Below are 20871 nucleotides of genomic sequence, written 5' to 3' on the forward strand. Positions count from 1 at the left end.
GCCGTGCGGCAAAAGACGCGGCGGGACATGAGGGACAAGACCAAGATGAAGACTCGATTCCTTGCGCTGGCGCTTGCCGGGGCTCTTGCTGGATGCATCGCGCCCGAAGGCGTGACCGATCAGGACCTTGCCACGTTCGACGCCGCCGTGGCCTCGATCGGCTGCGATCTGGTGGACAGCAGCGACTATCTGCCCGTGGAGCTTCAGACCGGCCTGCCGCGCGAAAAGGTGATCGAGGTCGCCCAGTACCGCGTCACGCAGAAGAACGCGGTGAACCTGTCGAACGGCGGCATCCGGCTTGTGTCGGGGGCCTGCACGCCGGAGGCTGCCCCGGCGGTTGAACAGGTGGCGCAGGCGGGCTGACCGCCCGGGAAGGAAAGGGACCATGACGCTTCGCTTTGCCTCTGGTCTGGCCGGGTCGGCCTTCGCCGCGCGGCCCGTGGCGGCGCAACGGCGCTCTGCCCGTCTGGCCGGGGGTCGCTGCGCCATGCTTTGCGCGCCGTCGAAAGCTCTTTCCCTTTCCTCCCCCGGTGGGGGCGCGCGGGCGGGCCAGCCCGGGGCCTTGCGCCGCGGCCCGGGTCGGCCTTCCTGACCGACATGATGTGTGAACTGGCGGCGGTGCCGAGCGCCAGGTTCGATCCCGAAGCAACCTGCATGAGTTTCCGCCGATGCTAAGACGCCTGCACCCCGAACAACCCGCCTCTTTCGCCTTCACCGATGCCAACATGGCTTGGGCGCAGGAGCAGATCACCAAGTATCCCGCCGGGCGGCAGGCCAGCGCGATCATCCCGCTGCTGTGGCGCGCGCAGGAACAGGAGGGCTGGCTGACCCGGCCCGCCATCGAGACCATCGCGGACATGCTCGACATGGCCTATATCCGCGCGCTCGAGGTGGCCTCCTTCTACTTCATGTTCCAGCTTCAGCCGGTCGGCGCGCTGGCACATATCCAGATCTGCGGCACCACCTCCTGCATGATCTGCGGGGCAGAGGATCTGGTCGCGGTCTGCCGCGAGAAGATTGCAGAGCGCCCGCACGAATTGTCCGCCGATGGCCGCTTCTCGTGGGAAGAGGTGGAATGCCTCGGGGCCTGCGCCAATGCGCCGATGGCGCAGATCGGCAAGGATTACTACGAGGACCTGACCGCCGAGAAGCTGGGCGCGCTGCTGGACGATCTCGCCGCCGGGAAAGTGCCGCAGGTGGGTCCGCAGAACGGGCGCTTCGCCTCCGAGCCCGAGGGCGGGATCACCACGCTGACCGAGTTCGTGAACGGCTCGATCACACTGAACGCCAGCGCCCAGCTGGCGCATGACATCGGCGACACGATCAAGCGCATCGACGGCACCGAGGTGCCGCTGGACGCGCCCTGGACCGACCAGTCGGGCCGCCGTGGCGATGCGGAACCCCAGTGGCGGGCCGGATCTGTCGCAGGGACGCCCGGCGGATGCCACCGGCATCGACAAGCGCGAGCATCCGGCGGATCGCCCCGGTCGCCCCGAAGGCAAGTCGGAACCGGCAGAGGCCAGCGAAGGCGCGGCCGAGGTCGCGGCGGAAGAGGCTTCGTCCGGGACGAAACCGCAGGGCATCGACGGCCCTCGCGGCGGCAAACCCGACGACCTCAAGCGCATCAAGGGTGTCGGGCCGAAGCTGGAAAAGCTTTTGCATTCCATGGGGTTCTATCACTTCGACCAGATCGCGGCCTGGACCGGCGAAGAGGTCGCTTGGGTCGATGACAATCTCGAAGGCTTCAAGGGCCGCGTGACCCGGGACGAGTGGATCGCCCAGGCCCGCGACCTGTCGAACGAGACCAAAGCCTGATTTCTTTCCCTTTCCCAACCTGTCTAGGTTTGTGCAAACTCAAGCCAAACCGACAGAACAGGGAGAGAGTGGAATGGCACATTCAGGAGAAGGCTGCACCACGCGGTGCTGGGGGCTTGCGGCGATCATCGGCGCGTTGACCTTCCTCATGCTGTTGACGGCGGGCGACAAGTCCTTCGCGGCGGCGGCGGTGCTTGGCATTCTGGCGGCGGTCCTGCTGGGCCTCCTCTTCACGTGGCTCTTCTGTGCCGACAGCAAGGCGGCCCCGGCACCGCGCGAGGCCGCGCCCGCGGCACCGGTCACCGCCCCGACCTCGGCGGCGGCCTCTTCCGGTTCGGCCACCGCGGCGGGGGCGGCGGGCGCCGCGTCGGCGGTGGGGGTCGCTGCGGCGGGAACCGCGCTTGCGGGTGCCGGCGCCGCGCAGGATGCGCCGCGGGCGGACCCAGACCCGGCCCCGGAACCGGTGGCGGCGGCAGGGGCCGCTGAAAGCGCCGGTCAGACCGGATCGCGGGTGAAACCCAGCGCCGCGCTGGCGGGCGAGGCCGATCTCGACAGCCGCAAGGGCACATGGACATACGAGCGCGGCTCCGAAGCCGCCGCCGAAACGGTCCCGGCTGCGGATCCCGTACCAGAGCAGGCCGCGACGGCTGCCGAAGAGCCCGCTTCCGCACCGGCTTCGGCCTCTGCCGCCGATCCGCAGGATGCCCGCATTCTGGTCAAACCGAGTAAAGCGCTGGCAGGTCAGCAGGAGCTTGCCAGCCGCAAGGGGGCGTGGCGATACGAAGGCCCCTCTGACCGCACGGCCCCGGACGGCGCCGGGACCCCCGGCGACGACAGGGACGGTGTGCCGGACGGGACGGGCGAGGGCAGCAAACCCGCCATGCTGGAGGGTGCGCGCGCGGGCGGGCCGGACAACCTGAAGGAAATCAAGGGGATCGGGCCAAAGCTCGAAGCCCTGTGCCACAGTCTGGGCATCTATCACTTCGACCAGATCGCCAATTGGACCGCCGAAGAGGTGGCGTGGATGGACGCCAACCTTGAAGGCTTCCGGGGGCGCGTGTCGCGCGACCGATGGGTCGATCAGGCCAGGATCCTCGCCGCCGGGGGCGATACCGAATTTTCAAGGCGTGTCGACGACGGGGACGTCTACTGACCCTGCGACAACGCCATGCCTTGCACGGGAACCGATCCTGTGCGAGGCCTCCCATACGGGCACTGTTGGGGAGGAACGGCGCTTGAACCGGCGCGCGCCTTCGCGCGTGTCGATCCCGCATGTGGAGCGATGGAGTGACCATGAAGACCCCGTATTTCACCATGACCCCCGACTATTCCCCGGTGGTCAGGATGATGGCGATGCAGACCGTTTTCGCCGTCGAGACGACCCAGAAAATGCTGGAACTGGCGATGCTGCCCTGGAAGGGCATGCCGACGCCCTATGGCCTGATGCGCGCCGGGCTGTGCGTGTCGAACCCGACCGCCGTCAAGGCCATGCCCGAGGCACCCTCGACCGTCGATGAGGTGGTCAAGGAAGCGCGCCGGGTCGCCGAAAGGGCGGAGGCGGTGATCGAGGCCGCCGCCGAGAAGACCGAGGCCGATGCCGAAAAGGCCGAGGCTGTGACGAAGCTGGCCGCGCCCGCGCCGGAACCGCAGGCAAAGGCCGCCGTCACGGCGCCCGCCGCCGAGGCGAAGCCCGTCGAAACCAAACCTGCCGCATCCGTGAAACCGGCCGCCGCGCCGGTCAAGCCCGCCGCGACACCGGCGGCGCCCGCCGCCAAACCCGCCGCCGCCAAGGCAGAACCCGCCGCCCCGGCGCAGGCCCAGGCGGCCAAGGCTCCGGCAACTCCGGTCGCCGCCGCCAAGGCGACCGAGACCCCGGTCGCGGCCTTCGTCGAGCCGGTGAAGCTGGCCGCGCCCAAGGGCGAGGCGGACGATCTGACCGCGCTCAACGGTGTTGGCCCGAAGCTGGCCGAGGCGCTGAACGCGCAGGGCATCTGGCACTACAGCCAGATCGCCGCCTGGACCGAGTCCAACGTGGCCTGGGTCGACGAGAACCTGCCGGGCGTGCGGGGCCGGGCCTCGCGCAACGGCTGGGTGGCTCAGGCCGCCGCGCTGGCCAAGTGACCTGACGCGCGGCAATGGCGGATAACAAGGACTTCAACCGGCGCGGACGCATGATCGCGCTGGTCATTGCGGGGACCGGCCTGTTCTGGATCGCCGCGACGATCATCGGGCAGATGCTGGAACTCAGCCAGCGTCTGCGCGCTTTTATGGATCTTGCCGCCGGGGCGGGCTTCATCTGGGCGATTTGGATGATATACGGTTTGTGGCGGGATCGCCGGGAACATGAGGATTAACAGATGCTTCAGGACCAGGACCGGATCTTTACCAACCTCTACGGGATGCACGACCGAACGCTGGCAGGCGCCAAGAAGCGCGGCCATTGGGACGGCACTGCGGGCATCCTCGACAAGGGGCGGGACTGGATCGTCGACCAGATGAAGGCCTCTGGCCTGCGCGGTCGCGGCGGGGCGGGTTTCCCGACCGGGTTGAAATGGTCCTTCATGCCCAAGGAATCGGACGGTCGCCCGGCCTATCTGGTGGTGAACGCGGACGAATCCGAGCCCGGCACCTGCAAGGACCGCGAGATCATGCGCCACGATCCGCATACGCTGATCGAAGGCTGCCTGATCGCCAGCTTCGCGATGCAGGCCCATGCCTGCTACATCTACATCCGTGGCGAATACATCCGCGAGCGCGAGGCGCTGCAACGCGCCATCGACGAGGCCTATGAGGACGGTCTGATCGGCCCGAATGCCTGCGGCTCGGGCTACGACTTCGAACTCTTCCTGCATCACGGTGCGGGCGCCTATATCTGCGGCGAGGAAACCGCGCTGCTGGAAAGCCTTGAGGGCAGGAAGGGCATGCCCCGGATGAAACCGCCGTTCCCGGCGGGGGCGGGGCTGTACGGCTGCCCGACCACGGTGAACAACGTCGAATCGATTGCCGTGGTGCCGACGATCCTGCGGCGCGGGCCGGAGTGGTTCGCCAGCTTCGGGCGCCAGAACAACGCGGGCACCAAGCTCTTTGCCATCTCGGGCCACGTGAACCGGCCCTGCGTCGTCGAAGAGGCCATGTCGATTTCCTTCGAGGAACTGATCGAGAAGCATTGCGGCGGCATTCGCGGCGGCTGGGACAACCTCAAGGCGGTGATCCCCGGCGGCTCTTCGGTGCCCTGCGTGCGCGGCGAGAAGATGCGCGATGCGGTGATGGATTTCGACTACCTGCGCGGCGAACTGGGGTCCGGCCTTGGCACGGCGGCGGTGATCGTGATGGATCAGTCCACCGACATCATCAAGGCGATCTGGCGGCTGGCGAAATTCTACAAGCACGAAAGCTGCGGCCAGTGCACGCCCTGCCGCGAGGGCACGGGCTGGATGATGCGCGTGATGGACCGGCTGGTGCGCGGCGAGGCCGAGGTCGAGGAAATCGACATGCTCTTCGACGTGACCAAGCAGGTCGAGGGCCATACCATCTGCGCGCTCGGCGACGCGGCGGCCTGGCCGATCCAGGGTCTGATCCGCAACTTCCGGGACGAGATCGAGGACCGCATCAAGGCGCAGAAGGCCGGTCGCGTCAGCGCGGTTGCTGCGGAATAACCGCGCTTTCCCGGGATAGACCGCGCCTTATTCAATGACTGTTACAACCCTGCCGTGCGCGGCGGGGTTTCGCTTCTATGGGGGCGTGTGGCGGGATGTGCTCAAGATGTGGGCGGACGGCCACGCCGGGCCCGCGTTCACGTCATGGTAACTTTACAAAGCCACATTGCCCGGAAATCCTGACAGGACAGATCCGGGCGGGGCTAACAGCTTCTTAAAAGGCGATTTGGGGCGCAGGGGATGTCAGTCAAGGGCGGCGGGCGAAATTAACCGGCCCTTGCCCTTCCAGGGGGCGGACAGGCCGGCCCCGACAGGTCCCGCAGGCCGGTCCATGCGGGGCGTCCGGTAGACGAGCAGCGCAAGGGAAGATGGCAAGATGATCCAGACGACCAAGGCTCTTTTGATCGGCGCATGCCTCTGCGGCGCCACCCTCGCCGGAACGGCACAGGCGGACAAGGCCGCCGCCCGGCTGATGGATATGATGCTTTACGAAGATCAGGCCTATGGCGTGACCTTCGCGCAATACGAGGGCAGGACCGGCGCCACCGACGGCGTGATCGGTCTTGCCGGGAAGGCCCTCACCCGTCCGGCGCCAGAGCCGGAAAGCACCGTGCATGTGCGCAGCGAAGGGGCGCCCGGCCTTGGTCCGCGGGACCGGACGCTGGCGCGCGACCTGGCCAAGGCCTTCTGCGCGCACCATGGCCTGACCGTCGCGGTCGACGCCGAATCGCGGTTTCAGGCCAACGGGGTCTGGACCTTCCGGAACCTCTGCCTGGATACGCCGGGCGTGCAGGGCTCCTGACCGGGGCGGGGCCGAATGGCCTACGGGCTGCCGGTCTCTGCTTGCAGGTCCTCGCGGTCCGTTCCGGGCCTGCCTCCGGCAATGCCGTCCGGGGTCTCGGGGGTCCGCCTGTCGGTGACGCGGTCGCACTGGGCTGCGGTTATCCCCGGACAGGGTGGGGCGGTGACGGCCTCTGGTCGCGTTGGCTCTGTCACGGCGCCGGAAAATCACCGGCGCCGCGCGGCGGGTCCGGGGATTTCCCCCTGTGCGGCTTGACCTTGGGCCGCGCAGGGGAGAGAGTGCGCCGGCGCAGCACCGGGCTGCCGCAATCGAAGCGTTGAGCGCGAAGGGAACGAACAAGCCATGGTGCGCGTGATCTGTCTTTTGCTGATGGTGGTCTCTGTGGCGGGCTGCGGGCGTCTTGGTTTCGGCCAGGGCTCGAAGCCGCTGTTCGACGGTCAGCGCTACAACAGCACCGCGCGGGCGGTTGCCCGGTCGGACCGGCAGAACTTCGTGGCTACCGCGCGCCCCGTTGCGAAATCGCTGGAAGGCGCCATCGCCGCTGCCGAATACGAAGGCATCCGCCACTGCATCACCTTCTACGGCACCTCGGACATCGATTGGCGGGTGGGGCCGGACACGCCGCGCTCTTCGCTGCCGATCACGAAGAACACGGTGACGCTGCGCGGTTCCTGCCGCGATGCCGGCTGATCGGGGAATTTCCGCCGAAAAGCACAAGTCGGGGGTCCGGTTATTGAATAGCCGGCGCGTGTGACCTTCATTCAGGGGGACGTCCAATCCAAAGGAGCACCCCAATGCGCCTGATTCCCGCCGCCCTGATCCTTGCCATGACGGCTGTCCAAGCGCAGGCCAAGCCGCCGCTGCGCGATGTGCCCCAGATCGACAACGGCCTCATGGCCATCGCGATCGCCGACGAGATCCGCAAGAAATGCGACGGCATCGAGCCGCGCCTTGTCCGGGCCATGTCACAGCTCAACACCCTGAAGGGGATGGCCGGGGACATGGGGTACTCCAACGACGAGATCGACGACTACGTGACATCGAAGGCGGAGAAGGAGCGTATGCGCAAGAAGGCCGAGGCCTATCTGTCCAGTCAGGGCGTCAATGCCAAGGATCGCGCGGCGCTGTGTGCCTATGGCAAGGCCGATATCGCGCGCGGCGGGCCGGTGGGCAGCTTCCTGCGGTGAGGTCCCGTATTTCTGACTGATTTAATCGGAAATTACCGCATTCTTTTCAAATCGTTAAATTGCGGGGCGCGGGTCGTCCGCACCCGCGCCCGCGTCGATTTTTCCCGCTTTTGGGCGGTCGCGCATCTGGTATCGGACAGGGATGCGCGGTAGAACGCCCTCGACCGCGGCTCATCTGCGGATGAGCGCTGCCAGCCATGGAACTGGAAAGGCGCCAGCATGTCCGATTTGCGCAAGATCAACATCGACGGAATCGAGTTGGAAGTGGATGGCGCCATGACCCTGATTCAGGCCTGCGAGCAGGCCGGGATCGAGGTGCCGCGTTTCTGCTACCACGAGCGTCTGTCGATTGCGGGCAACTGCCGCATGTGCCTTGTCGAGGTCGTGGGCGGCCCGCCGAAGCCCGCCGCCTCTTGTGCGATGCAGGTCCGCGACCTGCGTCCCGGCAAGGACGGCGAGCCGCCGCAGGTCAAGACGAACTCTCCGATGGTCAAGAAGGCCCGCGAAGGGGTGATGGAGTTCCTGCTCATCAACCACCCGCTGGATTGCCCGATCTGCGATCAGGGCGGCGAATGCGACCTTCAGGATCAGGCCATGGCCTATGGCGTCGACTTCTCGCGCTACCGCGAGGCCAAGCGCGCCGTCGACGATCTGGATCTCGGCCCGCTGGTCGAAACGCATATGACGCGCTGCATTTCCTGCACCCGCTGCGTGCGCTTCACGACAGAGGTCGCGGGCATCACCCAGATGGGTCAGACCGGGCGCGGCGAGGATGCCGAGATCACCTCTTACCTGAACCAGACGCTCGATTCCGAACTGCAGGGCAATATCATCGACCTCTGCCCGGTGGGGGCGCTGGTGTCCAAGCCCTATGCCTTCACCGCCCGCCCGTGGGAGCTGACCAAGACAGAGACCATCGACGTGATGGATGCGCTTGGCTCTTCGATCCGCGTGGATACCAAGGGCCGCGAAGTGATGCGGATCCTGCCGCGCAACCATGACGGCGTGAACGAGGAATGGATTTCCGACAAGACGCGCTTTGTCTGGGACGGTCTGCGCCGCCAGCGTCTCGACCGCCCGTATGTGCGCGAGAACGGCAAGCTGCGCCCCGCGACTTGGCCCGAGGCGCTGGAAAAGGCCGCCGGGGCGATCAAGGGCGCCAAGAGCACTGGCCGGGATCGTCGGCGATCTGGCCCCGGTCGAGGCGGCCTACAGCCTCAAGCAGATGGTCGAGGGGCAGGGCGGCGTGGTCGAGTGCCGCACCGATGGCGTCAAGCTGCCCGCGGGCAATCGCTCGGCCTATGTCGGGACGGCCCGCATCGAAGATATCGACGAGGCGACTGGCATCCTGCTGATCGGCTGCAACCCGCGTGTCGAGGCGCCGGTGCTGAATGCTCGCATCCGCAAGGCCTGGGCGCGCGGCGCGCAGGTCGGCGTGATCGGGCCGGTCGCGGATCTGACCTATGACGTCCAGGGCTTCGGCACGGACCGCAAGGCCTTGGCCGACCATCTGGAGCTCGCGCGCAGCGAGCCGGTCGAAGAGGGCGAACGCGGCATCGTCATCGTCGGGCAGGGCGCCCTTGGCGAGGCCGACGGCGCGGCGGTGCTGGCCATGGCCATGCAGATCGCCGAGGCGCGTCAGGCCGGGCTGCTGATCCTGCACACCGCCGCCGCCCGGGTTGGCGCCATGGACGTGGGCGCCGTGACCGACCGTGGCATGCAGGCCGTCGCCGAGGCGGATGTAATCTACAACCTCGGCGCCGACGAGGTCGAAATCGCCCCGGGTGCCTTCGTCATCTACCAGGGCTCGCATGGCGACCGGGGCGCGCATCGCGCCGACGTGATCCTGCCCGCCGCCGCATGGACCGAAGAGCACGGGCTTTTCGTGAACACCGAAGGCCGCCCGCAACTGGCGCTGCGCGCCGGGTTCGCGCCGGGTGAGGCCAAGGAGAACTGGGCCATCCTGCGCGCGCTCTCTGCCGAACTGGGCGCGGCGCTGCCTTGGGACAGCCTTGCGCAGCTGCGGCAGGCGCTGGTGAAGGACGTGCCGCATCTGAAGAAGATCGACGCGGTGCCGGAAAACGCCTGGCAGCCGCTCGACGCGGGTACGCTGGGCGATGCGAGCTTCCGCACCGCCATCGCGGATTTCTACCTGACCAACCCCATCGCCCGGTCGTCCGAGGTCATGGCCGACCTCAGCCGCCGGGCTAAGGCGCGCGCGGAAGCCCCGCTTGCGGCGGAATGAGTGAGCGTTTCCAGATCCATAGCGGCGCTGGTATCGGCCTGCGCGCTTCTGGCCTGCGAGGCAGAGCCGGTGCCGCGGGACAGCCTGCCCTTCACCCCGGTCTACGAGGGCGTGGAAACGCGGCTGCTGGACGGGGATCTCGTCAGCTTCCTTGTGTCGATGCGCGGCGCGCGCGACCCGGAGGACGTCGAACGCTACGCGGAATGCGCGGCGGCGCAATATGCGATCATTCGCGGCTACGGTTTTGCGCGGCATCTGCGCACGACGGTCGCGGAAGAGGCTGGCCTCTGGCGCGGCGATGCGGTCTACACGATCTCGGCCGCGCTGCCCGCGGGGCTGAAGACAATCGACGCGGAGGTCACCGCCTTGGCCTGCGCGGAAAGCGGAATACCGATGGTGTGAGGACCTGATGGACACATTTTTCTCCACGCCCTCGGGCACCTTCGTGATCATCCTTGCGCAATGCCTTGCGGTGCTGGGCTTCGTCATGATCTCGCTGCTGTTTCTCGTCTACGGCGACCGCAAGATCTGGGCGGCGGTGCAGATGCGGCGCGGCCCGAACGTGGTGGGCACATGGGGCCTGCTGCAATCGGTGGCCGATGCGCTGAAATACGTGGTCAAGGAAGTGGTGATCCCGGCGGGCGCCGACCGCACCGTCTTCATCCTCGCGCCGCTGACCAGCTTTGTCCTGGCGGTGATCGCCTGGGCGGTGATCCCCTTTGCCGACGGCTGGGTGATCTCGGACCTCAACGTCGCCATCCTCTATGTCTTCGCCGTCTCCTCGCTGGAGGTCTACGGCGTGATCATGGGCGGCTGGGCCTCGAACTCGAAATACCCCTTCCTCGGCTCGCTGCGCTCTGCCGCGCAGATGATTTCCTACGAGGTTTCCATCGGGCTGATCATCATCGGCGTGATCCTCTCGACCGGCTCGATGAACTTCGGTGACATCGTCAAGGCGCAGGACACAGGATGGGGCTTCTTCGGCTGGTACTGGCTGCCGCATTTCCCGATGGTTTTCCTGTTCTTCATCAGCGCGCTGGCGGAAACCAACCGTCCGCCCTTCGACCTGCCAGAAGCGGAATCGGAACTGGTGGCGGGTTACCAGGTCGAATACTCGGCGACGCCCTTCCTGCTGTTCATGGCGGGCGAATACATCGCGATCTTCCTGATGTGCGCGCTGACCACGCTGCTGTTCTTCGGTGGCTGGCTGTCGCCCATCCCGGGCCTGCCGGACGGCGCGCTGTGGATGGTCGCGAAGATGGCCTTCTTCTTCTTCCTCTTCGCCATGGTGAAGGCGATCACCCCGCGCTACCGCTATGACCAGCTGATGCGCATCGGCTGGAAGGTCTTCCTGCCGCTCTCGCTGGCCTGGGTCGTCGTGGTGGCCTTCCTGGCGAAATTCGAGGTGCTCGGCGGCTTCTGGGCCCGCTGGGCGGTGGGGGGCTAGGCCTTGGGTCCGACAGCGACACGCATGGTCTGCCGCACCGGCGCCCCGGCCTTTCCCGAGAAGGGGCGGGCGTTCGGTGCTATGCTGTGCAGAGCGGCGGGCCTGACGTCCGTCGCCTCTGACATGGGAGAACCCCGATGAGCGACCTCAAGAATGCGATCCTCGACGCGAAATACATCGACATGATCGAACTGGGCGATTTCGTCGTCCGCGACACCGGCCTGCCGGATGTGGACAGCGACGGCAACCTGATGCCGCAGGCGACAGAGATCGCCGCCGCCCTGTTCCGCTGGGCCGCCGACGTTCAGGCCACCGAGGCGAAGAAAGCCGCCGGGGCCCCGGCGCAGCCGGAGCAGGACGCCGAGCAGCCGATGCAGGCGCCCGGCGCCGGCACCGGGTTTCAGGAATACGACGCCAACGGCGATCCGCTGATGGACGCCTCCGAGGCCGAGCGCCTCGAGGCCCGGACGCAGGGCGCGCCGCAGACACAGGGGAGTTCTTGATGGCCACCATGGATTACGACCGTGCCGCGAAATACTTCCTGCTCGCGGACTTCGTGAAGGGGTTCCAGCTGGGCCTGAAATACTTTTTCTCGCCCAAGGCCACGGTCAACTACCCGCATGAAAAGGGCCCGCTGAGCCCGCGTTTCCGCGGCGAGCATGCCCTGCGGCGCTACCCGAATGGCGAGGAACGCTGCATCGCCTGCAAGCTTTGCGAGGCGATCTGCCCGGCGCAGGCGATCACCATCGACGCCGAACCGCGCGACGACGGCTCGCGCCGCACGACGCGCTACGACATCGACATGACCAAATGCATCTACTGCGGCTTCTGCCAGGAGGCCTGCCCGGTCGATGCCATTGTCGAGGGTCCGAACTTCGAGTTCTCGACCGAGACCCGCGAGGAACTGTTCTACGACAAGCAGAAACTGCTTGAGAACGGCGACCGCTGGGAGGCCGAGATTGCCCGCAACCTCGAACTGGACGCCCCCTACCGATGACCCACGACGCAAAAATCTTCGAGGATTTTTGCCATGGATTTTCCAAAATCCATGGTCGGGAGAGCCGCGATGTCTGACGCCAAGACCCCCTTCGAGCTGATGATGCAGCAGGCGCAGGAGATGGCCAAGGCCTTCAACCCGGCGCTCTCCTCCTTCGATCCAAAGGGCTTTGAAAAGCTCTGGCCGACCATGTCCAAGGACGCGATGGAGATGTGGTTCGGCAAGGGCATGTCGCAGTCCGGGCTGGACGCCAAGACGCGGCTGCTCCTGACCATCGCGGGCATGACCATGCAGGGCGCGCAGGCCGAAACGCCCTTCCGCATGGCGGTGCGCCACGCGCTCGAGGCGGGCGCCACCGACGAGGAAGTGGCCGAGACCATCGCGCAGATGTCGATGTTCGCGGGCATTCCCGCCATGACCCGGGCCATGGACCTTGCGCGCGAGGTCATGACAGACCGAAAGGACGACGAAACATGACCGTCTTTGCCTTCTATCTCTTTGCGATCGGTGCCATCGCGGGCGGGCTGTTCACCGTCGTCAGCCGCAACCCGGTGCATTCGGTGCTCTGGCTGATCCTCGCCTTCCTGTCGTCTGCGGGGCTCTTTGTCCTGATGGGCGCCGAGTTCGTGGCCATGCTGCTGGTCATCGTCTACGTCGGCGCGGTCGCGGTGCTGTTCCTCTTCGTGGTGATGATGCTGGACGTGGATTTCGCCGAACTGAAGGCCGAGATGGCGAAATACATGCCGCTCGCGCTGCTGATCGGCCTGGTGATCCTGATGCAGCTGGTCATGGCCTTCGGCGCATGGGACGCCTCGGACATGGCCGAGGCGCAGCGCGCCGCGCCCATCGGCACCGAGATGCACAACACGCAGGCCCTGGGCATGTTGCTGTATGACCGCTACTTCCTGCTGTTCCAGCTGGCCGGGCTGATCCTGCTGGTGGCGATGATCGGGGCCATCGTCCTGACGCTGCGCCACCGCCAGGACGTGAAGCGCCAGGACGTGCTGGCGCAGATGTACCGCGACCCGGCCAAGGCCATGGAGCTGCGCGACGTCAAACCGGGGCAGGGGCTGTGAGCGCATTCTTCGACTTCATGCTGTCGCCCGCAGGGCTGGCGGCCTATGCGGCCTTCTGGGCCTTCAAGCTGACACTGGGCGCATGGCTGCTGCGGCGGGCGATGCGGCTGGTGCCCGTGCATGTGCGCGAGGGCTGGCGCAGCCGGATGCCCGGCTGGCGGCTTCTGCGGCGCGGGCGGCTGCCGTGAACGCAGTGACCTGGACAGCGGTCGCGGTGGGCATCGTGACGGCGGTTCCGGTGGCCTGCGGCGACTTCGGCGGCTAGGCCGCCACGAAACGCGGCCTTTCAGGGGCGCGCAAGCAAGGGACCGGCGAACCGGCCCCTGACGGACAAGACCACAAATCGGGCGGAGCGGCCCGAGGGGGACAGATGATCGGACTGGAACATTACCTGACGGTGGCGGCGGTGCTTTTCGTCATCGGCATCTTCGGGCTTTTCCTGAACCGCAAGAACGTGATCATCCTGCTGATGAGCATCGAGCTGATGCTTCTGGCGGTGAACATCAACCTCGTGGCCTTCTCGACCCATCTGGGCGATCTGGTGGGGCAGGTCTTCACGCTGTTTGTGTTGACCGTCGCCGCCGCCGAGGCGGCCATCGGCCTTGCGATCCTCGTCTGCTTCTTCCGCAACCGTGGCACCATCGCGGTTGAAGACGTCAACGTGATGAAGGGTTAAGCCGATGATCACCAACGTTGGTCTGCCGGGTTTCATGCTTCTGATTGGAGGAACACCCGCAAATGCGATCGCATGGGCTGCCCCCAAGTTCATGATGCTGCCCTATCCCGATCCGCAGCTTTTGTTGCTGATTTCAATGATCGCGGGCTGAGAGGACAATACCATGGAAACCATCATCCTCTTCGCGCCCCTGCTGGGCAGCCTGATCGCGGGCTTCGGCTGGCGCTTCATCTCGATCCGGGGCGCGCAATGGGTCACCACCGGCCTGCTGTTCCTCGCCTGTGCCTTCTCGTGGATCGTCTTCCTGACCCACGGGCCGGAAACGCAGCAGATTCCGGTGATGCGCTGGATCGAAAGCGGCACGCTGTCGACCGAGTGGTCGATCCGGCTGGACCGCCTGACCTCGATCATGCTGATCGTCGTCACCACGGTTTCGGCGCTCGTGCACCTGTACTCCTTCGGCTACATGGCCCATGACGAGAACTTCAAGGAGGGCGAGGAAAGCTACAAGGCGCGCTTCTTCGCCTACCTGTCCTTCTTCACCTTCGCCATGCTGATGCTGGTGACCTCGGACAACCTCGTGCAGATGTTCTTCGGCTGGGAGGGCGTGGGTGTCGCCTCCTACCTGCTGATCGGCTTCTACTACCGCAAGCCTTCGGCCAATGCGGCGGCGATGAAGGCCTTCATCGTCAACCGGGTCGGCGACTTCGGCTTCCTGCTTGGGATCATCGCGCTGTTCTACCTCACGGATTCCGTGCGCTTCGACGATGTCTTTGCCGCCGTGCCCGAACTGGCGCAGACGCAGATCACCTTCCTCTGGACCTCGTGGAACGCGGCAGAGCTGGTGGCGGTGCTGCTGTTCATCGGCGCCATGGGCAAGTCGGCGCAGCTGCTGCTGCACACATGGCTGCCCGACGCCATGGAAGGCCCGACGCCGGTTTCGGCGCTGATCCACGCGGCCACCATGGTGACGGCGGGCGTCTTCCTTGTCTGCCGCATGTCGCCGCTGATGGAGTTCGCGCCGCACGCCACCATGTTCATCACGATCCTCGGCGCGACCACCGCCTTCTTCGCGGCGACCGTGGGTCTGGTGCAAAACGACATCAAGCGCGTGATCGCCTATTCGACCTGTTCGCAGCTGGGCTACATGTTCGTGGCGGCGGGCGTCGGCGTCTATTCGGTCGCCATGTTCCACCTCTTCACGCATGCCTTCTTCAAGGCGATGCTCTTCCTCGGTGCCGGGTCGGTCATCCACGCGATGCACCACGAGCAGGACATGCGGAACTACGGCGGGCTGCGGAAGAAGATCCCCTATACCTTTGCCGCGATGATGGTCGGCACGCTGGCCATCACCGGTGTCGGCATCCCGCTGACCCACATCGGCTTTGCCGGCTTCCTGTCCAAGGATGCGGTGATCGAGAGCGCATGGGCCGGCACGGCGGGGGGCTATGCCTTCTGGATGCTGGTGATCGCGGCGCTCTTTACCTCGTTCTATTCGTGGCGCCTGATGTTCATGACCTTCTACGGCGAGCCGCGCGGCAACAAGCACAAGCATGAGCACGCGCATGAAAGCCCGACGGTCATGCTGGTGCCCCCGGGCGTGCTGGGTCTGGGCGCGGTCTTCTCGGGGATGGTCTGGTACGGCTCCTTCTTCGGGGACCACGACCGGGTCAACGCCTTCTTCGGCATTCCCGCGCATCACGCCGAGGCCGCCGAGCAGGGCGCAGGGGCGGAGCATGGCGACGGGGCCGAGCACGCGGAGCTGGCCGAGGGCGCAGTGCCCACAGCGGATGGTGCCGAGGCGGTCGATCCGTCCGGCGATCACGCGACGCTGGCCGACGGCACCCATGCCGCGCTGCCCGCCATGGCACCCGAGGGGGCGATCTACATGGCCCCCGACAACCACGTCATGGACGAGGCGCACCACGCACCCACATGGGTCAAGATCAGCCCCTTCATCGCCATGCTGATCGGTCTGGTGACGGCCTATATCTTCTATATCGTGAACCCGGCGCTGCCCAAGCGCCTGGCCGAAAGCCAGCGCCCGCTGTACCTGTTCCTCCTGAACAAGTGGTATTTCGACGAGATCTATGACTTCCTCTTCGTGCGGCCTGCCAAAAGCCTTGGCCGCATCCTGTGGAAGCGCGGCGACGGCGATGTCATCGACGGCGGGATCAACGGGATTGCCATGGGCATCGTGCCCTTCTTCACCCGTCTCGCGGGGCGCGCGCAGTCCGGCTATATCTTCACTTACGCTTTCGCCATGGTGATCGGCATCGCCGTCTTCATCACCTGGATGACCATGACCGGGGGCGCACTGATGGGCAACCTACTTTCCATCGTCACCTTCCTGCCCGCCCTTGCGGCGCTGATCATGGCGCTGTTCCTGCGCGGCGGGGACGAGGCGGCAGACCGCAATGCCCGCTGGCTGGCGCTGATCACCACGACGGCGACCTTCCTGATCTCGCTGTTCATCCTGTTCCAGTTCGACCCCTCCGACACCGGCTTCCAGATGGTGGACGAGGCGGACTGGCTTCTGGGCATGAAGTACCGCATGGGCGTCGACGGCATCTCGGTGCTCTTCGTGATGCTGACGACCTTCATGATGCCGCTGACCATCGCGGCCAGCTGGGGCGTGACGACCCGGGTGAAGGAATACATGATCGCATTCCTGCTGCTGGAAACGCTGATGCTGGGCGTCTTCATGGCGCTGGACCTGGTGCTCTTCTACCTCTTCTTCGAGGCGGGCCTGATCCCGATGTTCCTGATCATCGGCATCTGGGGCGGCAAGAACCGCATCTACGCGAGCTTCAAGTTCTTCCTCTACACCTTCCTCGGCTCTGTGCTGATGCTGGTGGCCATGGTGGCGATGTATACCGAGGCGGGCACCACCTGCATCGGCGCCTGCGGCGAGGGCCAGACCGCGCTGCTGACGCACAGCTTCGACAGCGGCACCTTCAGCCTGTTCGGCATCCAGATCATCGGCGGCATGCAGACCATGCTGTTCCTCGGCCTTCTTCGCCAGCTTCGCGGTGAAGATGCCGATGTGGCCTGTGCATACATGGCTGCCCGACGCCCACGTTCAGGCGCCGACCGCCGGGTCGGTGGTGCTGGCGGCGATCCTGCTGAAGATGGGCGGCTACGGCTTCCTGCGCTTCTCGCTGCCGATGTTCCCGGTCGGGTCCGAGGTCATGGCGCCGCTGGTCCTGTGGATGTCGGCCATCGCCATCGTCTACACCTCGCTCGTGGCGCTGGTGCAGGATGACATGAAGAAGCTGATCGCCTATTCGTCGGTGGCCCACATGGGCTACGTGACCATGGGGATCTTTGCGGCGAACCAGCAGGGCGTCGACGGGGCGATCTTCCAGATGATCAGCCACGGCTTCATCTCGGGCGCGCTGTTTCTCTGTGTGGGCGTGATCTACGACCGCATGCACACCAGAGACATTGACGCCTACGGCGGCCTGGTGAACCGGATGCCCGCCTATGCGCTGATCTTCATGCTGTTCACCATGGCCAATGTCGGCCTGCCGGGGACAAGCGGTTTCATCGGCGAGTTCCTGACGCTGATGGGGATCTTCCAGGTCAACACCTGGGTCGCCGCCGTCGCGGCGCTGGGGGTGATCCTGTCGGCGGGCTATGCGCTGTGGCTGTATCGCCGCGTGGTCATGGGCGATCTGATCAAGGAAAGCCTGCGCACCATCAAGGACATGACGACCCGCGAAAAGGCGATTTTTGCACCGCTGGTGGTCATGACGATCTGGATGGGGGTCTACCCGGCGCCGATCCTCGACCGCATCGGCCCCTCGGTCGAAGCGCTCTTGAGCCAATACGACAAGGCGGTCGCCGCCGCCGATCTTTCGCCCGCGACCACGCAGGTCGCGGATGCGGACCACTGAGGAGAGGGCGCCATGCTGACGGCTGATCTCAATATCATCCTGCCGGAAATCCTGCTGTCCATCTATGCCATGGTGGCGCTGGTCGCGGCGGTCTACACCGGCAAGGACAAGGCGGCGCCGCTGCTGGTCTGGCTGACCTCGGGGCTGTTCCTCGCGGTGGCCTTCTGGATCGGGACAACCGGAGAGGGCACGCGCACCGCCTTTGGCGGCATGTTCAACGACGACGGCTTTGCGCGGTTTTCCAAGATCGTGATCCTGGTGTCCGCCGCCTGCGTGCTGCTGATGTCCGAGGGCTACATGGCAAGACGCGGGTTGTTGCGCTTCGAATACCCGCTGCTAATCGCGCTGGCCGCGGTGGGCATGATGATGATGGTCTCTGCGGGCGACCTGATGGCGCTTTACATGGGGCTCGAACTGCAGTCGCTGGCGCTTTACGTCGTCGCGGCGCTGCGCCGGGACAGCGCCAAGTCGACCGAGGCGGGGCTGAAGTATTTCGTGCTGGGCGCGCTGTCCTCGGGCCTGCTGCTTTACGGCGCCTCGCTGGTCTACGGCTATGCCGGCACGACGCTGTTCTCGGGCATCATCGCCACGGCCTCTGACGGGGAGATCTCCATCGGGCTGCTGCTGGGGCTGGTGCTGCTGATCTCGGGCCTCGCGTTCAAGGTCTCTGCCGTGCCCTTCCACATGTGGACGCCGGACGTCTACGAGGGCTCGCCCACGCCGGTCACCGCCTTCTTCGCCACCGCGCCCAAGGTTGCGGCCATGGGCCTGTTTGCACGCGTGATGTTCGACGCCTTCGGCACCGTCACCTCGGACTGGGGGCAGGTGGTGGCGCTTCTGTCGCTTCTGTCGATGTTCCTTGGCGGGGTGGCGGCGATCGGGCAGCGCGACATCAAGCGGCTGATGGCCTATTCCTCGATCGCCCATATGGGCTATGCGCTGATGGGGCTGGCCGCCGGGACCGCGCTGGGTGTGCAGGCCATGCTGATCTACATGGCGATCTACGTCACCATGAACGTCGGCACCTTCGCCTTCATCCTCTCGATGGAGCGGGACGGACACCCGGTCACGGATATCGAGGCGCTGGGAATGTATTCCCGCAAGGAACCCGGCAAGGCGCTGGCCATGCTGGTGCTCTTGTTCTCGCTGGCCGGTGTGCCGCCGCTGGTGGGCTTTTTCGGCAAGCTCTACGTGCTGCGCGCCGCCTATGACGCCGGGCTGGCCTGGCTTGCGGTGGCGGGGGTGGTGGCCTCGGTCATCGGCGCCTTCTACTACCTGCGGATCGTCTACTACATGTACTTCGGCGAGGACCGCGAGGATGCGCTGGACGGCGGGCGGTCGCCGGTGCTGACGGGCTTCCTGATGGCCTCGGCGATCATCATGGTCGCGGGCGTGGTGAACCTCTTCGGGATCGAGGGCGCGGCGCAGGCCGCGGCGGTGACGCTTGTCCGATAGGGCTGCACGGGTCGCGGCGGCAGGAGCCTCCGGCGGAGGGTATTTTTGCCAAGAAGAAGCCGGGGGCCGATCCTGATGGGCTGGCCATCGGGCTATGGGCGGCGGGTGCTGGCGGAGGTCGACAGCACCAATGCCGAGGCCGCGCGGCTGGCCCCCGGGCTGGTCGGGCCCGAGTGGATCCTGGGCCTGCGGCAGACCGCGGCGCGCGGGCGGCGCGGGCGCGGCTGGGTCATGCCCGCCGGCAATTTCGCGGCGACGCTGGTGGTGCGGCTGGACGAGCCGCCGGACCGGGTTGCGCTGCGGTCCTTCGTGGCGGCGCTGGCGCTATACGACGGGTTGGAGGCGGTGACGGGCACGGCGGCGGGTCTTGCGCTGAAGTGGCCGAACGATGTGCTGATGAACCACGGCAAGGTGGCGGGCATCCTGCTGGAGGGGCTGGGGCAGGGCGCGCTGGCGGTGGGCATCGGGGTGAACCTGGTGGCCGCGCCCGAGGCCGCAGAGGTCGAGAGCGGCGCCGTCCTGCCGGTGTCGGTGCTGGCGGAGACCGGCGTGCGCGTGACACCCGAGGCGCTGCTGGAGGCCCTGGCCGTGGCCTGGGCCAGCCACGAGGAACGTCTGGTGACCTATGGTTTCGGCCCGATCCGCGAGGCCTGGCTGGCGCGGGCCGCGCGCCTGGGCGAAGAGATCACCGCGCGGACCGGGCGCGAGACCCTGACCGGAACCTTCGAGACGGTGGACGAGGCCGGTCGACTTGTCCTAAAGACGCCCAAGGGCCGCGTGGCCATCGCTGCCGCGGACGTCTTCTTCTGAACCCACCTGCCTGAATCGGGACGCCCATGCTTCTTGCCATTGACTGCGGCAATACCAACACCGTTTTCTCGATCTGGGACGGTGAACGCTTCATTGCGACCTGGCGCACCTCGACGGAACACCGGCGCACGGCGGACCAGTATTACGTCTGGCTGTCGACCCTGATGGAGTTTCAGGGCATCGAGGCGGATATCACCGACATGATCGTGTCCTCGACCGTGCCGCGCGTGGTCTTCAACCTGCGGGTTCTGGCGGATCGCTACTTCAACACCCGTACTGCTGGTGGTGGGCCGCCCCGACTGCCTGCTGCCCATCGACGTGCGTGTCGATGCGGGCACGCAGGTCGGCCCGGACCGGCTGGTGAACACGGTGGCGGGCTACAGCCTGTGCGGCGGCGACCTGATCATCGTGGATTTTGGCACCGCGACGACCTTCGACGTGGTGGATCACGACGGCGCCTATGTCGGCGGCGTGATCGCGCCCGGCGTGAACCTGTCGCTGGAGGCGCTGCATCAGGCCGCGGCGGCGCTGCCGCATGTGGACATATCCCGCCCGCAGGGGGTCGTGGGCACCAATACGGTTGCCTGCATGCAGTCGGGCATCTTCTGGGGTTACGTGGGTCTCGTGCGCGAGATCTGTGACCGCATCAAGGGCGAGCGCGACCGCCCGATGCGGGTGATATCGACGGGCGGGCTGGCGCCCCTATTCCAGCAATCGGCGGACCTTTTCGATGAGTTCCGCGAGGATCTGACGATGCATGGGCTGACCGAGATCCATAAATACAACAGCTTACAGGATTGAGGCAC

General features: G+C 66.2%; 19 protein-coding genes and 5 pseudogenes. All 24 read left to right on the top strand.

Features of this window, described 5'->3' with window-relative positions; genetic code table 11:
* The first annotated feature begins 45 nt into the window (after positions 1-45).
* The 24 genes and pseudogenes from ABFB10_RS17235 to ABFB10_RS17350 all read left to right on the top strand — a co-directional run bounded on the left by ABFB10_RS17235 (position 46) and on the right by ABFB10_RS17350 (position 20866).
* Positions 46-363: a hypothetical protein gene (locus ABFB10_RS17235; protein ID WP_347167440.1), complete on the top strand. Its 318-nt coding sequence runs from the start codon at positions 46-48 to the stop codon at positions 361-363.
* A 305-nt stretch (positions 364-668) separates the two neighbouring features.
* Positions 669-1815: pseudogene (locus ABFB10_RS17240) on the top strand (NADH-quinone oxidoreductase subunit E).
* Between the two features lie 73 nt (positions 1816-1888).
* Positions 1889-2968 (top strand): NADH-quinone oxidoreductase subunit E, encoded by a 1080-nt coding sequence (locus tag ABFB10_RS17245; protein WP_347167441.1) that lies wholly within the window; start codon positions 1889-1891, stop codon positions 2966-2968.
* A gap of 140 nt (positions 2969-3108) precedes the next feature.
* Entirely contained in the window at positions 3109-3936 is an 828-nt protein-coding gene (locus tag ABFB10_RS17250) for a hypothetical protein (RefSeq protein WP_488175603.1), read from the top strand.
* A 14-nt stretch (positions 3937-3950) separates the two neighbouring features.
* Positions 3951-4169, top strand: coding sequence for a DUF5337 domain-containing protein (locus ABFB10_RS17255; protein ID WP_347167443.1), 219 nt, complete (start codon positions 3951-3953; stop codon positions 4167-4169).
* A gap of 3 nt (positions 4170-4172) precedes the next feature.
* The gene (gene nuoF, locus ABFB10_RS17260) at positions 4173-5471 is read left to right on the top strand and encodes an NADH-quinone oxidoreductase subunit NuoF (RefSeq protein ID WP_347167444.1); all 1299 of its coding nucleotides are present in this window, start codon (positions 4173-4175) and stop codon (positions 5469-5471) included.
* A 376-nt stretch (positions 5472-5847) separates the two neighbouring features.
* Positions 5848-6273: a hypothetical protein gene (locus ABFB10_RS17265; protein ID WP_347167445.1), complete on the top strand. Its 426-nt coding sequence runs from the start codon at positions 5848-5850 to the stop codon at positions 6271-6273.
* 342 nt (positions 6274-6615) lie between these two features.
* Positions 6616-6963: a hypothetical protein gene (locus ABFB10_RS17270; protein WP_347167446.1), complete on the top strand. Its 348-nt coding sequence runs from the start codon at positions 6616-6618 to the stop codon at positions 6961-6963.
* A 104-nt stretch (positions 6964-7067) separates the two neighbouring features.
* Positions 7068-7460 (top strand): DUF5333 domain-containing protein, encoded by a 393-nt coding sequence (locus ABFB10_RS17275; RefSeq protein WP_347167447.1) that lies wholly within the window; start codon positions 7068-7070, stop codon positions 7458-7460.
* A gap of 219 nt (positions 7461-7679) precedes the next feature.
* Positions 7680-9705, top strand: a pseudogene (gene nuoG / locus ABFB10_RS17280) (NADH-quinone oxidoreductase subunit NuoG).
* A 48-nt stretch (positions 9706-9753) separates the two neighbouring features.
* Complete coding sequence (locus ABFB10_RS17285; RefSeq protein WP_347168051.1) at positions 9754-10107, top strand: hypothetical protein; 354 nt, start codon at positions 9754-9756, stop codon at positions 10105-10107.
* Positions 10108-10114: 7 nt separating this feature from the next.
* Positions 10115-11152, top strand: coding sequence for an NADH-quinone oxidoreductase subunit NuoH (gene nuoH, locus ABFB10_RS17290; protein ID WP_347167448.1), 1038 nt, complete (start codon positions 10115-10117; stop codon positions 11150-11152).
* 137 nt (positions 11153-11289) lie between these two features.
* On the top strand, positions 11290-11655 hold the full coding sequence (locus tag ABFB10_RS17295) for a hypothetical protein (protein WP_347167449.1): 366 nt from the start codon (positions 11290-11292) through the stop codon (positions 11653-11655).
* Positions 11655-12149 carry an NADH-quinone oxidoreductase subunit NuoI gene (gene nuoI / locus ABFB10_RS17300; protein WP_347167450.1) on the top strand — a complete coding sequence of 165 codons (495 nt, stop codon included), beginning with the start codon at positions 11655-11657 and terminating at the stop codon, positions 12147-12149. The genes ABFB10_RS17295 and nuoI overlap by 1 nt, the downstream gene beginning before the upstream one ends.
* Positions 12150-12218: 69 nt before the next feature.
* Entirely contained in the window at positions 12219-12626 is a 408-nt protein-coding gene (locus ABFB10_RS17305; RefSeq protein WP_206564876.1) for a carboxymuconolactone decarboxylase family protein, read from the top strand.
* The gene (locus ABFB10_RS17310) at positions 12623-13225 is read left to right on the top strand and encodes an NADH-quinone oxidoreductase subunit J (RefSeq protein WP_023849385.1); all 603 of its coding nucleotides are present in this window, start codon (positions 12623-12625) and stop codon (positions 13223-13225) included. The genes ABFB10_RS17305 and ABFB10_RS17310 overlap by 4 nt, the downstream gene beginning before the upstream one ends.
* Positions 13222-13413, top strand: coding sequence for a hypothetical protein (locus tag ABFB10_RS17315; protein ID WP_347167451.1), 192 nt, complete (start codon positions 13222-13224; stop codon positions 13411-13413). The genes ABFB10_RS17310 and ABFB10_RS17315 overlap by 4 nt, the downstream gene beginning before the upstream one ends.
* A gap of 182 nt (positions 13414-13595) precedes the next feature.
* The gene (nuoK, locus tag ABFB10_RS17320; protein WP_023849383.1) at positions 13596-13901 is read left to right on the top strand and encodes an NADH-quinone oxidoreductase subunit NuoK; all 306 of its coding nucleotides are present in this window, start codon (positions 13596-13598) and stop codon (positions 13899-13901) included.
* Positions 13902-13905: 4 nt separating this feature from the next.
* Positions 13906-14052 (top strand): hypothetical protein, encoded by a 147-nt coding sequence (locus ABFB10_RS17325; RefSeq protein ID WP_347167452.1) that lies wholly within the window; start codon positions 13906-13908, stop codon positions 14050-14052.
* A 12-nt stretch (positions 14053-14064) separates the two neighbouring features.
* Positions 14065-16152: pseudogene (nuoL, locus tag ABFB10_RS17330) on the top strand (NADH-quinone oxidoreductase subunit L); the annotation flags it as partial.
* A 69-nt stretch (positions 16153-16221) separates the two neighbouring features.
* A pseudogene (locus ABFB10_RS17335) lies at positions 16222-17800 on the top strand (NADH-quinone oxidoreductase subunit M).
* A 12-nt stretch (positions 17801-17812) separates the two neighbouring features.
* Complete coding sequence (gene nuoN, locus ABFB10_RS17340) at positions 17813-19255, top strand: NADH-quinone oxidoreductase subunit NuoN (protein ID WP_347167453.1); 1443 nt, start codon at positions 17813-17815, stop codon at positions 19253-19255.
* Between the two features lie 75 nt (positions 19256-19330).
* Positions 19331-20065, top strand: coding sequence for a biotin--[acetyl-CoA-carboxylase] ligase (locus ABFB10_RS17345; protein WP_347167454.1), 735 nt, complete (start codon positions 19331-19333; stop codon positions 20063-20065).
* Between the two features lie 26 nt (positions 20066-20091).
* Positions 20092-20866, top strand: a pseudogene (locus ABFB10_RS17350) (type III pantothenate kinase).
* Positions 20867-20871 lie beyond the last annotated feature (5 nt).

It is taken from the genome of Ponticoccus litoralis (genome assembly GCF_039769985.1).
In the GTDB taxonomy this organism is placed as follows: Bacteria; Pseudomonadota; Alphaproteobacteria; order Rhodobacterales; family Rhodobacteraceae; genus Ponticoccus; species Ponticoccus litoralis.

Coding starts and splice junctions, on each gene's coding strand:
- ABFB10_RS17235 (WP_347167440.1), top strand. CDS start 46: ATGAAGACTCGATTCCTTGCGCTGGCGCTTGCCGGGGCTCTTGCTGGA.
- ABFB10_RS17245 (WP_347167441.1), top strand. CDS start 1,889: ATGGCACATTCAGGAGAAGGCTGCACCACGCGGTGCTGGGGGCTTGCG.
- ABFB10_RS17250 (WP_488175603.1), top strand. CDS start 3,109: ATGAAGACCCCGTATTTCACCATGACCCCCGACTATTCCCCGGTGGTC.
- ABFB10_RS17255 (WP_347167443.1), top strand. CDS start 3,951: ATGGCGGATAACAAGGACTTCAACCGGCGCGGACGCATGATCGCGCTG.
- nuoF (WP_347167444.1), top strand. CDS start 4,173: ATGCTTCAGGACCAGGACCGGATCTTTACCAACCTCTACGGGATGCAC.
- ABFB10_RS17265 (WP_347167445.1), top strand. CDS start 5,848: ATGATCCAGACGACCAAGGCTCTTTTGATCGGCGCATGCCTCTGCGGC.
- ABFB10_RS17270 (WP_347167446.1), top strand. CDS start 6,616: ATGGTGCGCGTGATCTGTCTTTTGCTGATGGTGGTCTCTGTGGCGGGC.
- ABFB10_RS17275 (WP_347167447.1), top strand. CDS start 7,068: ATGCGCCTGATTCCCGCCGCCCTGATCCTTGCCATGACGGCTGTCCAA.
- nuoH (WP_347167448.1), top strand. CDS start 10,115: ATGGACACATTTTTCTCCACGCCCTCGGGCACCTTCGTGATCATCCTT.
- ABFB10_RS17295 (WP_347167449.1), top strand. CDS start 11,290: ATGAGCGACCTCAAGAATGCGATCCTCGACGCGAAATACATCGACATG.
- nuoI (WP_347167450.1), top strand. CDS start 11,655: ATGGCCACCATGGATTACGACCGTGCCGCGAAATACTTCCTGCTCGCG.
- ABFB10_RS17305 (WP_206564876.1), top strand. CDS start 12,219: ATGTCTGACGCCAAGACCCCCTTCGAGCTGATGATGCAGCAGGCGCAG.
- ABFB10_RS17310 (WP_023849385.1), top strand. CDS start 12,623: ATGACCGTCTTTGCCTTCTATCTCTTTGCGATCGGTGCCATCGCGGGC.
- nuoK (WP_023849383.1), top strand. CDS start 13,596: ATGATCGGACTGGAACATTACCTGACGGTGGCGGCGGTGCTTTTCGTC.
- ABFB10_RS17325 (WP_347167452.1), top strand. CDS start 13,906: ATGATCACCAACGTTGGTCTGCCGGGTTTCATGCTTCTGATTGGAGGA.
- nuoN (WP_347167453.1), top strand. CDS start 17,813: ATGCTGACGGCTGATCTCAATATCATCCTGCCGGAAATCCTGCTGTCC.
- ABFB10_RS17345 (WP_347167454.1), top strand. CDS start 19,331: ATGGGCTGGCCATCGGGCTATGGGCGGCGGGTGCTGGCGGAGGTCGAC.